We start from the raw sequence: 17,705 nt of genomic DNA, 5'->3' as shown, positions 1-17,705 counted from the left end.
TTCAGAGCCTTTCTCTCAGGCTAGCGGACCGTTTAACTCCGCTTCGTATTCCTCGCAGACGTGCGCTAGACTGCCTAGCGCATCACGAAGCGGATCGTCGTGCTCTCCGCAGAAGCCCATATGAACGTGACGCCTCCAGCCTTCCGCGTGTGTGAAGACTTTGGACATCTTGCCCACCTTCTCTGCCATCTCTTCCATGGCGATCAGGTAGCTATCCATCCCTTGGCTCACGTCAAGCCATGTCTTCTGGCTCAGGTGGCACGCCAACGCGTCGCGCTTCAGCTTCAACACCGACTCGACGTTTACGTACAGTCCCGCGCGGACCACCCTTCGCAACGGATCGCGCAAACCCCACGGCAATGCATGGTAGATCGTCATCTGGCCGCCCCACGGGCTGCGCGGCGGGTCGGTAACGTAGTTGAACATGCCCCGGAAAAACGCCGCAGAAACCGCCAATCGACACGCATTTGTGTGGTCTTCCATGTAATCCTGGGGTGACTGAACAAGCATGATGCGTGGCTTGACCTCGCGTATGACCGCGCCGACTTTGCGCGGGAGCACCCGGTCGTAATAAACGTCGAGATCGTCAACCAAGGGTTCGTGGAACGTTGCGCCAAACATCTCTGCCGCGGCGCGTGATTCAGCAGTACGCCGCGCAATGATGGAATCGCGGGTTTCCCTGTCGGTGCCCATTGAGCCGTTCGCGATGTTCATGTAATGGAGCTCAAAACCGGCCTTGCCAAGCAAGGCAAAAGTGCCCCCCATCATCAATTCGATATCGTCGGGATGCGAGGCGATGGCGAGCACGGCGTTGTCAGGCATTGCGGTCTACTTCCCTTTCTATGCGGCTCTGCATCGCGAGCCAGTCAATGGTTTGCCCCACGAGACGGCGAAAAGCAGGATGGCCGAACGCATGGCCACCGTGCCCGGGCTGGATACAACAAACGGGAGCGCGCCGGTGCCGGCGCGTCCACGCGAGCACCTTCATACTCTTCGGATGACTCGTTGTCAAAAGGACGTCCTCCGCATCGAGCGGATCATCCATGGCATAGGTCTCGTCCTGCATCACCCAATCTTCAAGACCATGCAGTATCGGATGACCGGAGGAAGCAACACGAACCGGGACATCCTCCCCGATGCTGTAACCCTGAAAAGTCCTGGGATCGAGGCCACTGAGATTGCGCCAGACTTCCCATTCCGGGTACGCGACAATGGCGTGATGGAGCAACAACAAACCTTGCGGAGTGTCGCCTAATGATTCCACCGCCGCCTTTATAGGTTGCGCGTACCATGTTTCGTCGCCGGTCGGCGTCTCTTTGAGCATGTGATAGAAGACAACTACATCATATGTGTCGCGTACGCTTCCCACGTCCGCCGCAAAATCCTCCATATGCTGGGGATAGAAATCAACGCGCGTGAGGCTGCGAAACAGATTGTGCAAAGCGGGCACGTCAAATGGATGACCGCCTGTTACCAAAGCGACTCGAATCGGCGCGGTGTTTTCAGTTTCGATGGTCATCTTGCTCCTTTCCGTAAGGCTTCATCATGCCTTCTGTGGTATAGTCCGCGCAAAGGCTACTATTTCAGGGAGTTGCTCCGGCATGCCGCGTCTCAGCGTCGTCATGATCGTCAAGAACGAGTCGCATTGCCTTGCCGATTGCCTGGAGAGCGCGCAGAGCATTGCCGATGAGATCGTCATCGCCGACACCGGCTCAACAGACGATACGGTCTCCATAGCGAAACGCTTTGGCGCGCGCACAGACCGCATCGAATGGCAAGACGACTTTGCAGCGGCTCGAAACCACTCTATCGACATGGCGACCGGTGATTGGCTCCTGCACCTTGACGCCGATGAAGTAGTTGATGCGGCGGGAGCGCAGCGCATTCGCGAATTGGTCGACCGGGACGGTGAGGGCGCGGATGCCATCGAAGTCACGCTGGCGAACTACTGCAATGAAATGCGTGCGTGGCGCTGGGTCGCCGCGACACCGGGCGATCCGATGGCGCGCGGGTTTTCGGGCTACATCGCCGCGCCGCTTTTGCGCTTGTTCCGCAACCATCGCGGATACCGCTATCGCGAGCCGGTGCACGAGAACATCACCGAGAGCGTAATGGAATTGGGCGGTTGCATCCGCGCCGAACCCATTCTGATTCATCATTATGGTTACGCCGAGCGCAACGATGCCAAGGCCCGCCTCTACCTCGCCATCGCGCGTGAGAAAATCGCACGGCGTCCCAACGATCCCAAAGCATGGCACGACCTCGCGGAGCAATTGTTGGCGTTGGGTGAAACAGAAGAAGCCGCCGATGCCGCGCGGCACGCACTGCAAATTGACTCGAATCACCTGGCCGCGTCAACAACGCTTGCGACTATTCACCTCAATGCGGGTCATCTCGAAGAAGCACGGAATGTGCTTGAACCGATTGCCAGCCTCGGCACAGCGCCTTCTCACGTGTTTACGGCGCTTGCAGCCATCGCGTGTAAGCAAGGCCGCATTGAAGACGCTCGCCTGCTGATTGAGTCGGCAATCGCACGCGACGCGCGCTCCATCATGGGACTCCTGTACCGGGCGCGGATACTTGATGTTCAAGGTGAGGCGCTTGAAGCTAAGAAGGACCTTTGTACAGCATCGGCGCTCGCCCCATCGATGGAAGAAGTACAGCATCGTCTGCGCGCACACGCGCGACGAATCGATGCGGAACGCAAGCACGCACAGGGAGATTTGATGGGGGCGCTGGCCACGTACGTGGAAGCGCTTAAACTCGACTCCGAGGATCCCTTGATCCATGCGGGCATTGGCCGCGTTTCAAACAGCCTCGGCAAAGTAGAATCTGCCCAGCGTTGTTTTGAGCGCGCGCGCGCCCTATGCCCCGCGGTGATTTCCCAAGAGTCTACGTGAGCAACTACAGCCGCACGACGGCGGAGGCCCACGTCAATCCGGCGCCAAAGGATGAAAGCAGAACCAGCGCGCCTTCCTTAAGCAGGCCTTGCTTGACGGCCTGGTCGAATGCAAGCGGAATCGATCCCGCGGTGCAATTGGCGACTTTGTCGATGTTGCTGAAGACCTTCTCCTCGGGGAGGCCGAGACGTTCGCCAACCGCAGAGATGATTCGCTGATTCGCCTGATGCGGTATGAAGAGATCGATTTGGTCGATACTCACATTGGCGGCTTCCAGCGCCACCTGGACGGCCGCGACAAATTCCACGACCGCTCGCTTGAAAAGCTCCTTGCCTTTCATGTTGATCGTATTCACGTCGGTATCGATATTCTCGCGGGTGATTGGCGTCTTGGAGCCGCCCGCTGGAAACCACAGAATTTCTCGCCCGGACCCGTCCGACCAAAGATGGGTGGTCAATACTCCGCGGTCCCCTTTGGACGCGCTCAATACCATCGCGCCCGCGCCGTCGCCGAACAATACGGCTGTGTCGCGCTTTTGGAAATTCATGCGGTTGGAGGCCACTTCCGTGCCAATAAGCAGGATGTTCTTATACATGCCCGAGCGAATGAACGAATCCGAGGTGGCTAGCCCGTACATGAACCCCGAACACGCCGCGTTGATGTCGAATGAGGGTGTTGTCGCCATTCCCAGAGCATTCTGAACAACGCATGCAGTTGCAGGGAAAATGTAGTCGGCCGTCGTGGTGCAGCAAATCACCAAGTCGATGTCGGAGGCAGACATGCCGGCATCCTCAAGCGCTCGTCGTCCGGCCTGGATGCCGAGGTCCGATGCGCCCTCTCCGGGCGCTACGACATGCCGCTGATGGATCCCCGTGCGCTGGCGGATCCACTCGTCGGACGTATCTGTTATCTTCTCAAGGTCGAAATTGGTCAGCACCTTCTCTGGCAAAAAATGGCCGGTGCCAACCACGCGTGCTCGGATCATTCCCTCATCTCCGTGTGTCAAAACGCGCCGTGGACAAAGTGCACCCCCCGTGCGAACAGCGCTTGCGGACAGAGAGTATCACGTTCGACCTGTGGATTGCACAGCGACGCTGACATACATCGCTACGGCAGCCTTCGACTTCGTCGCCTGTTGACTAATTCGGGCGCGCAAACGCAATTCGCAGCGCGATAGACTCGGACGATTGGTCAGTACTCCACACAACCTCACCCTGGGCAACGTGCGACATCATCGAACGGAACGAATCGGGCAGGCCCAAGGATTCAAATGTGGAGGTCTGTTCCAACGATTGGGCTAGGTGTGCGCCGCGAACGCGCAGCCGAAGGCGGTACGCTCCGGCCGCTTGGATTCCACCAGAGCTTCTGGCTCCCGCCATATCGCGGATATCGTTCAGATCTGTAGCCAAGTATGCGCGATTTTGCGCTACCGCAAAATAGACCGGCTGAATGACGCGCGCCGTGTGAATGACAATGCCGGTATCCGCCGTCGCATCCGCCCCCGGCACCACCGGCAGAATCGACGTGAGAGCGCTCACGGTGTCTTCACCGTTGTCGCAGTCCCATGCCGTGCGCATTTGATACTCTTCGGCATCGAATGTCCCGATATCAAATGCCACTCGCCCCGAAATGGAATTCGCGATTCGCGAAACAGCATCTCCAACGTCGGCGTCGTGCGTACTTTCAGCTACCTGCACCATCCAGTTTCGGAACAGAGTCTCCGACATGCCGCTAAGCACGATTTCTCCCGCGGCCACCGAATCGGGGTTTGCAGGAAGCAACTCGGTTTCATTCGCCGGCAATTTGCCGAGCATCGCCGCCAGGCGTGGACAATCGGACACGCTCCACGTTACCCGTGCGGCCATTTCTTCGTCCGAATAGCGGATTGCCGAAACGATGGGACCAGGATCCTCTTGGGCTGGCTGCAACACATCGAGTGATTTGGCGATCTTTGACGAGAGCGGTGGCCAAGTGACGCGCAGCCATGCTCTGATGGGAAGCCAAACGGCCTGCACTCGATTCGGGTAGAAAAAGCAGGAAATTGTCTCATCACTCATGGTCGCCGTATCGAGACGCGCGGCGTTCTCCAAGAATCCCTCGGCAACGTCAGACACGAAGTCTGTGGAATCGGAAATGGCAATCCAATCATCCCACGCCGCGCATGCAAGCGAACCGTGCAGAATAAGCGCATATCCATCGCGCTCGGCAAGCAATCTCGGCGCAGTAACAGCGGACGTGCGCATCGGCCAGGCTGAGTTCACAAAGCCGGACGAATCGGAACAGCGAAGCACTACGGCAAAGTGTGTCTCAAATTGCCGCTCCACTGGAGCGAATTCCAACATAACAGCAATCGGAGCATCTGGTTTCACGGAGTATCGCGCAAGTATGGACGACAAGGATTCGCCGTCTCCAAAAGTACCCGAGAGCCAGGCTGACGCCACATCCTCTCCAAGTAACTGCGTGGAGATCGCCCCCCAGGCGTCGAAGACGGCTTGAGGAGACTGGGCGAATAGCGCAACAGCGGCCTGAGAAGGAATGAGTCCTTTCAAATCGGACTCACGTTCCGCCAATTCCCCACTCAGGACAGGGTCTGCGGGGCTCCCGTTGTCTCTCGATATGTGCAGATAAATGGCGACGCACGCCACGAGGGCCACAAATAGAATGGACCCGCCGTAGAAAAGCAGCATCATTCGTCGAAACGAGGTAATCATCGTTTCTTATGCGCGCCGCGCTTTGTCCATCGGCCTCCAACATGGGCAATACAACCCCGAACACACTAACGGCGGTCACTGCCCGAATCATCCAGCATGCGTTGCGTCGGGAAATGCAGCACGCATCCGCCGATCGCCGCCCCCCAGAGAATCATCGGAATAGAAAGACTACCCGTCAAAATCGCGGTGACGAGTCCCATCGCGCCCGCGCCTTCAGATAGTGCCATACCGACAATCATGTTGCGCGCGCGTATCGGAAAGCCCGCGCTTCCAGACGGGGCCTGTCCATCTAACACCTTGCGAATGGGCACGGATAACGCGACGGCCAAAAACCCTGCCACGGTCAATGCCGTGTTGACTATCGTATCGGTTTCGGCAGGTAAGTCAGCGATACCCTCTCTGGGTAAAATGCCGAGCATGAGCAGTGCCGTGCCTGCGATGCTGTACATAATGGTGGACATCAACAGGCCCACGGCTATGGCTCGGGCCGCGCTCATTGACGTGATGGGGTTGCTCGACGGCATGGTTGCGAATCCCTCCAATCTTTCACGGGCTCCAAGCCTGGGCACGCGAACTCCAAACCACCAAATTGCTCGGATACGTATCGAATGGTAGACTGAATGGGTCGGATAAGTACAACCTCAAGATGGAGATTCCCCGTGGTCAAGGACGGAAGAACGCGTCTCGCACTCTGGCTTGCTCTATTTGCAATGGTGTGGGGCGCCGGTTGTGGGTACATTGCAGACAAGAACCGCATCCGGATTGCCACGATGGACGGGAAGCCGATCACCCGCGGCGATTTGACCAAGATTCTCCACGACATGGATCCGGACGAGCGCCCCACTATCAAGACCCGGGGCGACCTTTTAAAGGCCCTTCAGAATTACATCGACATGCGCCTGAAGAACGAACTGGCGAAATCTCTTAAAGATCAGGGCAAGATTCACGTGCCTCGTGAATTGGCAGAGCGCATCTACCTTATCAAGAACCCCGAGCAAGTCGGCATGATCGGCAATCCCGAAGAGTACAAATTGACCCAACGCGATATCGAATACATGAAGCAGGAGCGCGAATTGGGGATAGACAAGGAATTGGAGAAACTGGAGGCGGAACAAGCCGTCGCCTTTCGCATCGACGAGGCAATGAAAAGCGGACTAATCCAAATTCTCGACGAAGAGTATCAGAGTGAATACGAGACTCGAAAGCAAGACCTCAAACACTACGAAAAAGTGAGTTTCAGGGGCGTTTTTGTGCCGGCCTCGAATCCGGAGGCTGGCTCAATTGCCGCGTCGATCGTGGGCAGGTTGCATGCGGGCGAATCGATCGATGACGTGGCCAAGTCCTTGGCCAACGCCAAAGCGGACATCCTGGAGGCGCAACTGTCGCACGATCCTCGCAATCAGAAGTTTGCGGGATTCTGGCAACAGGCGGCGGAATCGAAGCCCGGAGATATCGTAGGACCGATATTCATCCAAGGATGGGAACGCGGCCGCCTGGATGCGCAAGGCAAGCAAATTCTTGAGCAGTTGCCCGAATCGCTTCTTGTGGCCCAAGTTGTGGATGAGGTTCCCGAAACGCAGAAGACGTTGGAAGAGTCCAAGGAAGCGCTCGCGCCGCTCATTTTATACGCCAAGGTTATGGACCAGCTTCGGAAAGAGCATGGTGTGTCGATCTTCGAGGAAAATCTCCCCGATCCGTCCATGTACGACACAACGCGCAGCTCGGTCATCATCCGTTAAGCAGACAATCACTCAGCGTCTATCGTTCTGTTAACTTCAATGATCTGACGCAGCGATTCGACAGACAGCCATTCGGAGTTTTCGTCGCTGGAGAATTTTGAACCGGGTTCCATGGGTTTCCCCTGCTGTGGCAATTCGTTTCTCCACCACGGCATAACCGGTTCAATCACGTACATGTCTTCGTGCTCACAGGTGTGATACGACTCGTCACTTGACACGAGCATCTCGTGAAGCTTTTCCCCGGGGCGAATGCCGACCACACGCCTCTTGCATCCTGGCGCGACAGCTTCCGCCAAATCGACCAGTCGCATGCTTGGAATCTTGGGCACAAAGACTTCACCTCCCTGCATGCGCCCGCCGCATTCGATCACAAACCGCGCCCCTCGATCCAGCGTCAGCCAGAAGCGCGTCATCCGTTCATCGGTAATCGTTAATTCCCCTTCGGCGCGCTGCTGTAGAAACAAGGGAATCACACTGCCGCGACTGCCCACCACATTGCCATAGCGCGTACAACTGAACTTCGTGCCGCCGCCGCTCGCATAGGAGTTCCCCTGCACGAACAGCTTTTCCGCCACGAGTTTCGTGGCCCCGTACAGGTTCACCGGGTTCACCGCCTTGTCCGTACTAAGCGCGACCACGCGTTTCACGCCATTGTCGATGGCGACATCAATGATGTTCTTGGCCCCGTCGATATTGGTCTTCACGGCTTCGAGCGGATTGTATTCGCACGCAGGCACCTGCTTCATGGCCGCCGCGTGCACGATGATGTCTACTCCGTCCGTCGCGCGATAGAGCCGCTCCCGATCGCGTACGTCTCCGATGAAGTACCTTATCCGCGGGTCGTCAAAACCGGGGCCATGAGACATTTCGTGCTGCTTCAATTCATCCCGGCTGTAGATGATCACCTTGCGCGGATTGTGTTCTGCAAGTAATAGCTTGGCAAATGCCTTTCCGAATGAACCCGTCCCGCCGGTGATTAGGACCGTGCTGTCGCGCCAAACCATGCCTTGACTCCCTTGCCAATTATCCTGGGGCGACGTGAAGTATATCGACGGACGCATAGAGACGCGAGTCGGAGCATCATATGACTCGCGCCGCTTTTGTATCCTTCCGCATCAGCGCAGTTTCGCAATGTACCGTCCCGGTGAGATGATGTCATCGGGATCAAGGGCGAGCTTAATCTGCCCCGCCACGCGCCAAAACGCATCGTTTGGGTCGTACAGCTTCGGCAAACCGCTCAGTCCCACACGGTAAGGCACATACCCTTCCTTCATCAGGGCCTCAAACGCCGCGTGGTAGCAGACTTCCGCCCGTTGAGCTTCTTCTTCGACCGCCTTGTCGAACGCCACATTAAGTATGGCGATCATGGCCCGCTCGTTGATCATCGTAAACGTGGCCAGCAGCTCGAACCCGTGTTGGGCGAAGACGGGCTCTACGATGGCCATAACCCGCAGCGCGTCCCGTCCGGTCATTGGCAGCGCGGGCGAAAGCCAATATAGACCGGCCCCGTGCTCCAGCGGATCAGACGAGGATTTCGGCGGTGCTTGACGCAATCGCCACATCGATCCACGCAGGGCGTCTTCCGTTGGCCGTCCCTTCAGGGTGGCATACACCGGATTCAAGGATTCAAGCATCTCCGCGAACTTTCCGCCCAAGCCGAAGCGTTGCATGCCGCGGATAACCGCTCCCGCCAATGCCAGCTTCGTGTCGTCGACAAAGACCAGCTTTCCCAAGCCTCGCACGGCATTGCGCAGCGCCTTTTTCGCGGACCGCACATGGCCCGCAGGTCCGGTCAATGCTCCGCCCGCGTTCCACGCGCTTATGCCGTAGGTCTTGCGCATCTGCGCGCGCACATCTTCGGGCAATGGAGTCTTGCCACCGGTCTCCGCCCACGGATAGTTACGCTTGGAACTCAGTATGCGGAGATCGTTTCCGATATGCAGCGCCGAGGTGATGATTCCCGCCATGCGCAACGGACGCAAGCGATCCACGAGCGGCTCCAAATCCTCGTACCGCTCGACGGTGATGAAGAAGAAGCAAAACGCCTCGGGCTTCGGCATAAGCCACATTCCAATCTTGGTGACAATCCCAAAATTGGACTGACAGAAAATGCCATCGACGTATGGACCCACTCCGTAGGGATACACACGGCCGGCCTTGGCGTTCGGGAAATGCCCAAACCCCGTATTCAGCACGCTTCCGTCGGCGAGAACCACTTCCATTCCGCAGGTGCTCGCGAAATGATCGCCGTAGCGCGTGTGCCCAAATCCATGATCAAGTGTGTTGCCAACGAAACTGGCCCCCGGTCCGGCACCCGTGCAGTCCATCCAGAGGTTGGTGCCGTTTGCTTCGAGATAGTCGAACAACTCTCCTTGCGACACGCCCGCCTCGACCACCGCATACGCCAACTCGGTATTCACTTCCACAATGCGGTTCATGCGGCTTAAGTCAACTATCGCTGAACCGCTCATAGGGGCGCAGGCGTCGCCGTAACCCCAGTTCTTGCCACGCGACAGCGGGTAGAGTCCCGCCTTGTGCGTACGCGCGATGTTGACGATTGCCTGAACCTCTTCCGTTGACTGCGGATACAGGACGCATGAAGGATGCGTTCCCCGAAGCTGTGTGCTACGGCCATACCGTTCAAGCGTTTCGGCCCGCGTGTCGACCTTCGTGTCCCCCAACACGGCGCGCCACTGCACAAGTGCGTCGGTAATCACGGCTGTGTCCCTGCCTCCCCGGCGGATTAGTCCATCGCCTCCAGAATTCGCCTCAGAATGATGGCATTCATGTTGGCGTCTACCCCCAACGGCTCTCCCACGACATACGCGATTCCTTCAAAGCGTGCGGCGGCTTCGGCGGTTATGCGGGGTATGTCTACCCGGCTGTGGCGCCCCGGCGACAAGAAGTACGGCTGCACGACGATTCGCCGTGCACCACGCTCAATACATGCCTCAAACGCTTGCGCGATGGTCGGCTCCGCCAGCTCCATGTGCGCTGGTTCCACAATGGCGCCGCCCATAGCCTCGGCGAACGACTTTGCCACCTCCTCCAACATGAGGTTCGCGGCTTCCAGCTTCGAGCCGTGGTCGACGAGTACAATGCCCGTATCGGGCGGTATGCTCTTCCCCAACTGTTTTGTCTTTCTCTCGTCCATAGTGAGTGAGAAGATGATAACACACTGCTGCCCGCCGTTCGTGCTATGATGTCCGGCGCGCATCTGCAAGGCGTCTCTCAATTTCGGTCGATCGGTAAAGGTGGAGCACAATCATGTTGACGGATCTCCAATTGGCGCAGTACCAGGAAGACGGCTACATCATGGCACGTGGCCTGTTCGATGAAGAGGAGACCAATCTCCTGCAACGAGTTGCGCGTGCCGACCCAAACATCGGAAAGAAGGCCATGCACCGGGCCGATGGTGAAGGCGGCGAAAGCAAGATCACGTTGTGGAACGACGTTGGCGACGATTTGATGGGGACCATTGCGCGCAGCGAACGGATTGTCAGTGCCGCGGAACAGATTCTCGGCGGCGAGGTCTATCACTGGCATTCAAAGATGATGCAAAAGGAACCGTTCGTTGGCGGCGCTTGGATCTGGCATCAGGACTATGGCTACTGGTACGGTGACAACTGCCTGTTTCCATTGCTTGTGAGTTGCTACATCGCGGTGGATCCAGCGACGAGAGAGAACGGCTGTCTTCAAGTACTCAAGGGGTCGCATCACATCGGGCGCATTGACCATATTAAAGTCGGCGGTCAGGTGGGGGCCGATCCAGAACGATGCACGGAAGCGGAGAAGGTTTGTCCGCTTGTCTACTGCGAGATGCAGCCCGGAGACGCGCTTTTCTTTCACAGCAACCTTTTGCACCGCTCGGACCAGAACAAATCCCCCAATCCGCGTTGGGGACTCATTTGCTGCTACAACGCCCGGCGCAACACGCCGTTTAAACCCGCTCATCATCCGAGCTACACGCCGCTGGTTCGGGTGCCGGACTCTGCAATTAAAGAAGTCGGCCTGCGCTTCCTATCGGAAGAAGCCGACTATCTCGTCGAACAGTAGTCCATGAATGAACTGGAAGACGAGCCCCATGCGGATGTGCTATGATTGCCTTGTGTGAAAGGCGCTTACCTTGGGTTGCATCGTAGGAAAGGGGGTAGTCCCATGCCGGAAATCTTCTCGACAATCATGATGATTCTGCAAGTTCTCTTGCCGCTGATTAAACTGATCATGAGCTTTTTGCCGACGGGCGTCGTGTAGGTTTTGCGTTGGAATTGGCTGTCGCGGCGTGTCCCAGTGGGATGCGCCGCGATACTTATTTATGGAACGACATCGCGGTGGGAACCGGCTCGGAGGCGAAGAAGGTGTCGCGTTTGAGTACACGCGTCGTCACCGGGTCTAGTCCCATCAAGGCAATGATCTCACGAGGCTTGGCGCAGCGCCCACGTACCATATCGAGCGCAACGTCAATTGCCACCTGCTCGTCGTTGGTTTGCGACAATTCCAAAACCCGAATCATCGGCCGAATGTCTACCTCGATACGTTGACGCGGGCGGCCTCGTTCCTTGGGTTTTGACGTACGCTCCACCATCACCTGGGGAGCCGCAAGGATCTCTTCAATGCGCTGTTGCACCGAGCCCGCCTCAGCGTCTGCATAAAACGTGTATGCAAATCCCGATGCCAGCGACATCAGCGCGGGTCCGCGCAGCGGTATTTCGGAGATCTCGAATGCGCGCAATCCCTCCGGCAGCGTACCTTGAATACGCGCGAGCAATGCCTCCGGTTCGACCCATTCGCGAAGTGTGATTTCCATATAGTCGCCGACCGACTCCTCGCCCACCGGAGGCGCCGTGGCGAATCCCAACTTCGGATGCGCGTGGAATCCTTGCGAATACGCAATGGGCGCACGCGCCCGGCGAAGCACACGTATCCATGCGTTTACAAGTTCGAGGTGCGATAGAAAGCGCGTCTCGCCCACTCGGCCGATGCGCAATCGCAGGCGCTGCGCCGGCTCGGGCTCTTTGAATTCAGGAAGCTCAGTACGCGTCCACGATTGCTCGTCGATACGTCCCTGCTTCTGACGCTTGAGCATGTGCTTGCACAAGTCGCGCTCGCGGTAAATCACGCCACAAAGATGGCACTTTCCCGCCCGGCAATCTTGCGCGTGCTTGAGTTCCATGGCGCGCTGCCAGTCTTCCTGGAACCACTTCTTCGGAATCAGCATGTCGATGTGGTCCCACGGCAACCGCTCGTCAAGGTCGCGCGCGCGCAGAGCCCCCGCCACGTCGTAGTTGATTTGCTGCACGGCATCGAGCCACGCCTGAAAGTTGAGGTGCTCGTTCCACGATTCGAGACGCGCTCCGTTGCGCCACGCCGCCTCAATCAAATCTCCGCCACGGCGGTCCGCGCGCGACAACATGCCCTCGATAAACGTCGTCTCCGGCTCGTGCCGTCCAAACTTGATGGCCGCGTGCGGACGGAATCCATTAATGAGGATGCCCTGCCTGCGATATGCCTCCTCCAGCGTAATCTGTTCCGCCCACTGAAACGGCGTGAATGGTTTGGGAACGAACGTTGATACGCCCGTATTCACCTTTGCCTTCGGGTTCACTGTGCGCCCCTGCTTCAACGTACGTACGCACAAGTCCACAATGGCTTCGACGTCTTCGTCCCGTTCCGTCGGCAGCCCAATCATGAAGTACGTCTTCACGTGGTTCCAACCGCGCTTGTACGCTTCCAGAGACATCTGCAGGAGTTCTTCGTCGGGAATCCACTTGTTAATCACGGCGCGCAGACGCGGGGTGGCCGCTTCCGGCGCAAACGTAAGTCCGCTGCGCCTCACCCCCGCTACCATGTCCGCCAGTTCAACGGCAAACGAGTCGAGCCGGAGCGAAGGCAACGATACCGCAACATTTTCCTGCGCGGCGCGTTTCGCGGCCTGCTCAACCAACATGCGCGGACGCGAAAAGTCGCACGTAGACAGCGACACGAGCGATATCTCCTCATAGCCCGTCGCCGCAAGCGTGCGTTCCATCAACTCGTCGACCTTCTCCAGACTCCGCTCACGTACTGGCCGCGTCACCATGCCCGCCTGGCAAAACCGGCACCCTTGCGTGCAACCGCGCAAGACCTCCAAGCCCACGCGGTCGTGCACCTGTTGCGTATAGGGGACGATGTAATTGACAGGAAATGTCGCGCCGTCGAGGTCCTTCACGACGCGCTTCACAATCTTCGGCGCGTCCTCTTTGGGCAGAATGCGGCCATCCGGCATCGTCTCGAACGGATACAGCGCAGGCACATAGACACCTTCGAGCTTCGCGAGCGCTTCAAGCTTCTCGATCCGGGGAAGCCCTTTCACGGCCCGCAGCGTCTCGGCAATCTCTACGATGGCGTCTTCTCCATCGCCAATGACGAAGAAATCGATGAACGGCGACAGCGGCTCCGGATTGAACACCGACGGACCGCCCGCCATCGTGAGCGGATGGGAATCGTCGCGGTCCTTGGTGCGTACAGGTATGCCTGCGAGGTCGATGATATTGAGAATGTTCGTGTACGTCAGTTCCGACTGGAGTGTAAACCCGATAACGTCCATGTCTCCCAACGAATCCTTCGATTCATTGGCAAAGATGGGCAGTCCGCGTTCGCGCAGTTGGCGCTCCATGTCAGGCGCAGGCGCATAGGCCCGCTCGCACCAACACCAATCCAGCTTATTGAGGATCGCATAGAGGATCAGAATACCGAGATTTCCCAACCCTAAGTCGTACAGGTCCGGAAAGACCAAGGCAATGCGCAAGTCGACGGAGTTCGGGTCCTTATGCGTGGCGTTGAGTTCCGTGCCGAGGTACCGGGATGGCCGTTCCACGGCAGGCAACACCTCACGCTCCAAGACCTCGCGCAACCCATGGTCACGCGTTTTCGGCACAGACATCATAGTCTCCTTGCAGCCACTTTCGGGAAATCAGTCTCAACATCGATGGTTCGAAACATGGACGATCAAGACTTCGGGGCCTGTGTCCGATCCATTTCCCACATCTTCAAGGTACCTTTGTAGTCGAAGATTTCGTGCGCATTGCCGCGCATGATGGAATCAACGACGTCGGGCACATCTCTGGACTTCAACCAGTCTTCCTTGACAAGACTGCGTATAGCTTGGGTAAGTCCTTTGCGGGCAATAGCGGCATGCCCCGGGACCATCTCTACGGGGCCGTAGTCGCCGCCGAACGTCAAGAGCTTCTTGTGCGACGCGGCCATCAGAAACTCCCTTACAAAGCGAACACCCGCGGCCGGGTTGATAATCCAGGCCCAGCACATATCGATGTACGCGTTGGGGAACTGCTTGGCCAACGCAATAGCCTCGTCTTGGTACGGGTAATCGATGTGCATAAGGATAAACCGGGCGTTGGGATGGGCCATGAGTATCGGACACAGATCCGACGCGTTCTGCCGGACCCGGTGCAGATGCATGCTGTTCCATCCCGCGTAGTAGCCCGTGTGGAGCTTCACCGGCAGACGGTATTCCACCGATTTCTCGATGCAATAATGAAACAGATGGTCCTGGATGGCCTTGAGCTCCGCCTCCGTAACACCCTTGGGATCGCTCAGGTATTTGGCGAATAGCGGCGCCGCGTCCTCCGCCTTCACTTGGTCGTAATCCAGGCGCCGTCCGTACGCGCTCTGGTTCTTCATGGCAATCGCCTTCGGGCCGTACGTCGTAAACACCCAATCCAAGACTTCGTGCCAATCCTGAAGCGAGCGCACCTCGCGTTTCGCGTGTTCAGATACGACTCGCACGTTCAGAGCCGTACTCAGCCCGACAAAACTCAAATCCTGACAGAGCAAATCGGGATATTCCGTGAGGTGAAAGACCGGGTGCTCAAAGCTGTTAACCTGGCAGTACTCGATATTCGCGACTTCGCGCAGTATCCGATAGTAATACCGAGGCTGAATCTGCTTTCGAATGCGATCCGAAATCTCCCGGTAGTTGCTATCGGTAACGTCATCCTCTCCAAACAGCAACCGCACACTTTCTCGTACATTCTGCAGATAGCCGGTATACCGAGTCCGTGCATAGGCGGGTCCTAGAATGCGCCATTTCTCATCGACATCGGTTTGCGAATTCAACGCCTTCGCACGGTCCTCAGGCGTTAAGCCTGCTGACACCAAATCCGCGTCGGCATAGTGGAAGAAAAGAGTCGCAATATCCGACGGAACGGACCGCTCGCCCGAGTCGTTCGCGGCATCGAGCCGTGTACGCTCATCCCACAAATGCTCATGCGTGTCGACAAACGGAGTCTGTTGAATCAACTTCTCAATTTCGTTGCTCATGGCATAACCTCAACGTCTTGCACCTGAGCAATTTGCGTCGGCGCTCAATCGCGCCGGTGCAAATTGCGGACTCGCGTGTTTCGCCTCGGCCCCCCGCCCGACGACATTTAGAAAGACCATATGATACGCGCCGCGCCCGCAAAGGAAAAGGGCGTTGGAGCTCATATTCCCAACGCCTTGAATTGCCCTTAATTTGGCAGACGGGACTATCCTAACTGGGAGATGTACAGGATTTGAGAAGATCGCGAAGCAAGCGGCACTACGAGGTTAGATCCTCTATCCTGCAGATTGCTTCCCCGATAGTCTTCCCAATTCCGGAGAGCATAGCATAGCGGTTCTGCTCCTTGCAGATACCAGCGTATGAGTACAGGTTCATAATTCCGTGTAGGCGCTTGTTCGAAATCAAAGGTACGGTGTAATGGCCATGGATTCCCATGCCCAGCCAGCGATTCTCGTGTCTCGCGTCCGTGTGGCAGTTTTCGCAAACCAATACCTTCAGTTCAATAGCCGCTCGGCCGCATAGGCACTGCCCGAAAGGCACTGTCGCTTCATCTTCCAGAAATGCCTTGCTGAACTTCCCTGATGTGGCCACAAGCCGTAGCACTCGCTTGGCGGGATCCGCCTCGAATATCACTCCACGCGATTCGCCCTTGAACTCGCTCAAAGACAGCACGATACGGAGTACTCCCTGATACAGCGTCTCCTTTGTGGAGGCTTGATTTGCCAGCGCCTCAATCTGAGAAGGGATCTCGACCGATTCCTGTCTTCGCCGGCTTTCTTGGTCGACCAGCCAATTACGAGTCACATCCTGGCGAACTGCGATGAAATGACTTATTTGCCCCGCTTCGTCTTTAAAAGGAGTAATCGTTACGTTATTGACGTAGAGTGTGCAATCCTTCTTCCGATTGATTACTTCTCCCTGCCACACATAACCCGCGAGTAAACGCGCCCACATGTTCTTATAGAAGAACCCGTCATGACGTCCGGATTTCAAGACCCTCGGTGTTTTTCCGAGTATTTCCTCCGGGCTGTATTTGGTTAGCTCCGTAAATGCCCTATTTACATATAGAATCACCCCGTGGGCATCCGTGATAGTCACCGCGTCTTCGTAGCGGTCGAAGACCTCAATCTGTTCTCGCGTAATGAGCCGCGCGCTCTTCACGGAGTACTCGCCGGATTTCTCTTTGTATTCCATTGCCATACTTACAACGCTCCCTCGACAAACTGCCGCAAAATCTCGAAAGCAAATTTCACTCTGCGCGGGCCTTCTCCACTAGGGAAAGAGGCTAGCGGAGTCTCCTTTGGGGAAATGAGGGGGTCCCTAGCGAGCCCAGAACCTCATCTTGCTCGCGCCCCGCACGCTTATGACCAGCCGTGTCGTGATCGGCCAGGTTCCACCGTGGGCCTACTGCGAAATAAGATGGCGCCCAGATCGGTTCTGCCAAGGTCAGCCGGTCGATTTCGGGGCGAGGCCACAACGCGCCACCTCTCCAGATTCGTCTCCGCTGCAGCTTTCAGCCACCAAACTCAGCGACCTCAGAACCCACCTGCCTCAGAACCCCACCTCCTCTCTCCAGTTGGAGCGGTCAGCGTAACCACGCACCGCGTGAATGTGCTCTCCACTGCCCGTGTCGCGGCAACCCCGGATAGTCTCTTCACCATTTGACCTGCAAACTTTGGTCAAAATGGTATAAGGCAAAACCGATGCCAAAACGCAGGACAAGGTCACGCGCGCACAAATTCAATATTATCAATGACTTAACGCAACTATGCACCAGATCATGTCTCTTGCTAAGATTTGTCCAATTTGTTAGAATCCAGAACGAGATTCCAGAATTTTGGAATCACATTGTCGGTAAGGTTGCAGTTCTCCTGGTGCAAGACTCTGCCCCATGTCGTATTGGCCTGAAATTCGTGTCTCGTGAGCGGACCTGAAGGTTTGGCGGTATGGATAGTAATCAAGACACTCAAAGTTACACAGGCTCGTACCGTCTTATCCGCGTACTCGGAAGCGGGGGCATGGGAATCGTCCACGA

General features: G+C 57.0%; 14 protein-coding genes. 3 read left to right on the top strand and 11 right to left on the bottom strand.

All coding sequences use genetic code 11. The annotated features are described in order from the left end of the window. Nucleotides 1-15: 15 nt before the first annotated feature. Both K1Y02_12565 and K1Y02_12560 read right to left on the bottom strand, forming a co-directional pair. Complete coding sequence (locus tag K1Y02_12565) at nucleotides 16-822, bottom strand: PIG-L family deacetylase (protein MBX7257188.1); 807 nt, start codon at nucleotides 820-822, stop codon at nucleotides 16-18. Further along, the gene (locus K1Y02_12560; protein MBX7257187.1) at nucleotides 815-1,519 is read right to left on the bottom strand and encodes a ThuA domain-containing protein; all 705 of its coding nucleotides are present in this window, start codon (nucleotides 1,517-1,519) and stop codon (nucleotides 815-817) included. The genes K1Y02_12565 and K1Y02_12560 overlap by 8 nt, the downstream gene beginning before the upstream one ends. A gap of 82 nt (nucleotides 1,520-1,601) precedes the next feature. Here K1Y02_12560 and K1Y02_12555 point away from each other — a divergent pair, with 82 nt between their 5' ends. Further along, nucleotides 1,602-2,900 carry a glycosyltransferase gene (locus K1Y02_12555; GenBank protein MBX7257186.1) on the top strand — a complete coding sequence of 433 codons (1,299 nt, stop codon included), beginning with the start codon at nucleotides 1,602-1,604 and terminating at the stop codon, nucleotides 2,898-2,900. Nucleotides 2,901-2,904: 4 nt separating this feature from the next. Here the strand turns inward: K1Y02_12555 and K1Y02_12550 are convergent, their stop codons facing one another. From K1Y02_12550 to K1Y02_12540, 3 genes are all read right to left on the bottom strand, one after another. After that, nucleotides 2,905-3,885, bottom strand: coding sequence for a ketoacyl-ACP synthase III (locus tag K1Y02_12550; GenBank protein MBX7257185.1), 981 nt, complete (start codon nucleotides 3,883-3,885; stop codon nucleotides 2,905-2,907). A 154-nt stretch (nucleotides 3,886-4,039) separates the two neighbouring features. Next, nucleotides 4,040-5,611 (bottom strand): hypothetical protein, encoded by a 1,572-nt coding sequence (locus tag K1Y02_12545; GenBank protein MBX7257184.1) that lies wholly within the window; start codon nucleotides 5,609-5,611, stop codon nucleotides 4,040-4,042. Between the two features lie 65 nt (nucleotides 5,612-5,676). Continuing rightward, entirely contained in the window at nucleotides 5,677-6,135 is a 459-nt protein-coding gene (locus K1Y02_12540) for a hypothetical protein (protein ID MBX7257183.1), read from the bottom strand. Nucleotides 6,136-6,270: 135 nt separating this feature from the next. Here K1Y02_12540 and K1Y02_12535 point away from each other — a divergent pair, with 135 nt between their 5' ends. Continuing rightward, nucleotides 6,271-7,350 carry a hypothetical protein gene (locus K1Y02_12535; GenBank protein MBX7257182.1) on the top strand — a complete coding sequence of 360 codons (1,080 nt, stop codon included), beginning with the start codon at nucleotides 6,271-6,273 and terminating at the stop codon, nucleotides 7,348-7,350. 8 nt (nucleotides 7,351-7,358) lie between these two features. On the opposite strand, the gene pseB is transcribed toward K1Y02_12535, so the two are convergent. The 3 genes from pseB to K1Y02_12520 form a co-directional block, all read right to left on the bottom strand. Beyond that, nucleotides 7,359-8,354, bottom strand: a complete 996-nt coding sequence (gene pseB / locus K1Y02_12530; GenBank protein ID MBX7257181.1) for a UDP-N-acetylglucosamine 4,6-dehydratase (inverting) — start codon at nucleotides 8,352-8,354, stop codon at nucleotides 7,359-7,361. Nucleotides 8,355-8,465: 111 nt separating this feature from the next. After that, nucleotides 8,466-10,067: an FAD-binding oxidoreductase gene (locus tag K1Y02_12525; protein MBX7257180.1), complete on the bottom strand. Its 1,602-nt coding sequence runs from the start codon at nucleotides 10,065-10,067 to the stop codon at nucleotides 8,466-8,468. Between the two features lie 26 nt (nucleotides 10,068-10,093). Next, nucleotides 10,094-10,567, bottom strand: a complete 474-nt coding sequence (locus K1Y02_12520) for a cobalamin biosynthesis protein CbiX (GenBank protein MBX7257179.1) — start codon at nucleotides 10,565-10,567, stop codon at nucleotides 10,094-10,096. 50 nt (nucleotides 10,568-10,617) lie between these two features. Here K1Y02_12520 and K1Y02_12515 point away from each other — a divergent pair, with 50 nt between their 5' ends. Continuing rightward, nucleotides 10,618-11,406, top strand: a complete 789-nt coding sequence (locus K1Y02_12515) for a phytanoyl-CoA dioxygenase family protein (GenBank protein MBX7257178.1) — start codon at nucleotides 10,618-10,620, stop codon at nucleotides 11,404-11,406. Between the two features lie 253 nt (nucleotides 11,407-11,659). On the opposite strand, the gene K1Y02_12510 is transcribed toward K1Y02_12515, so the two are convergent. The 3 genes from K1Y02_12510 to K1Y02_12500 all read right to left on the bottom strand — a co-directional run bounded on the left by K1Y02_12510 (nucleotide 11,660) and on the right by K1Y02_12500 (nucleotide 16,870). Beyond that, nucleotides 11,660-14,266 (bottom strand): TIGR03960 family B12-binding radical SAM protein, encoded by a 2,607-nt coding sequence (locus K1Y02_12510; GenBank protein ID MBX7257177.1) that lies wholly within the window; start codon nucleotides 14,264-14,266, stop codon nucleotides 11,660-11,662. Nucleotides 14,267-14,337: 71 nt separating this feature from the next. Next, nucleotides 14,338-15,669 (bottom strand): amidohydrolase family protein, encoded by a 1,332-nt coding sequence (locus K1Y02_12505; GenBank protein ID MBX7257176.1) that lies wholly within the window; start codon nucleotides 15,667-15,669, stop codon nucleotides 14,338-14,340. Nucleotides 15,670-15,928: 259 nt separating this feature from the next. Next, the gene (locus tag K1Y02_12500; GenBank protein MBX7257175.1) at nucleotides 15,929-16,870 is read right to left on the bottom strand and encodes a PAS domain-containing protein; all 942 of its coding nucleotides are present in this window, start codon (nucleotides 16,868-16,870) and stop codon (nucleotides 15,929-15,931) included. Nucleotides 16,871-17,705: the final 835 nt, after the last annotated feature.

This window comes from Candidatus Hydrogenedentota bacterium (assembly GCA_019695095.1).
Lineage (GTDB): Bacteria > Hydrogenedentota > Hydrogenedentia > Hydrogenedentales > SLHB01 > JAIBAQ01.
The sequence above is the reverse complement of the archived record's forward strand: the minus strand, read 5'-3'. Positions and strand labels throughout refer to the sequence as shown.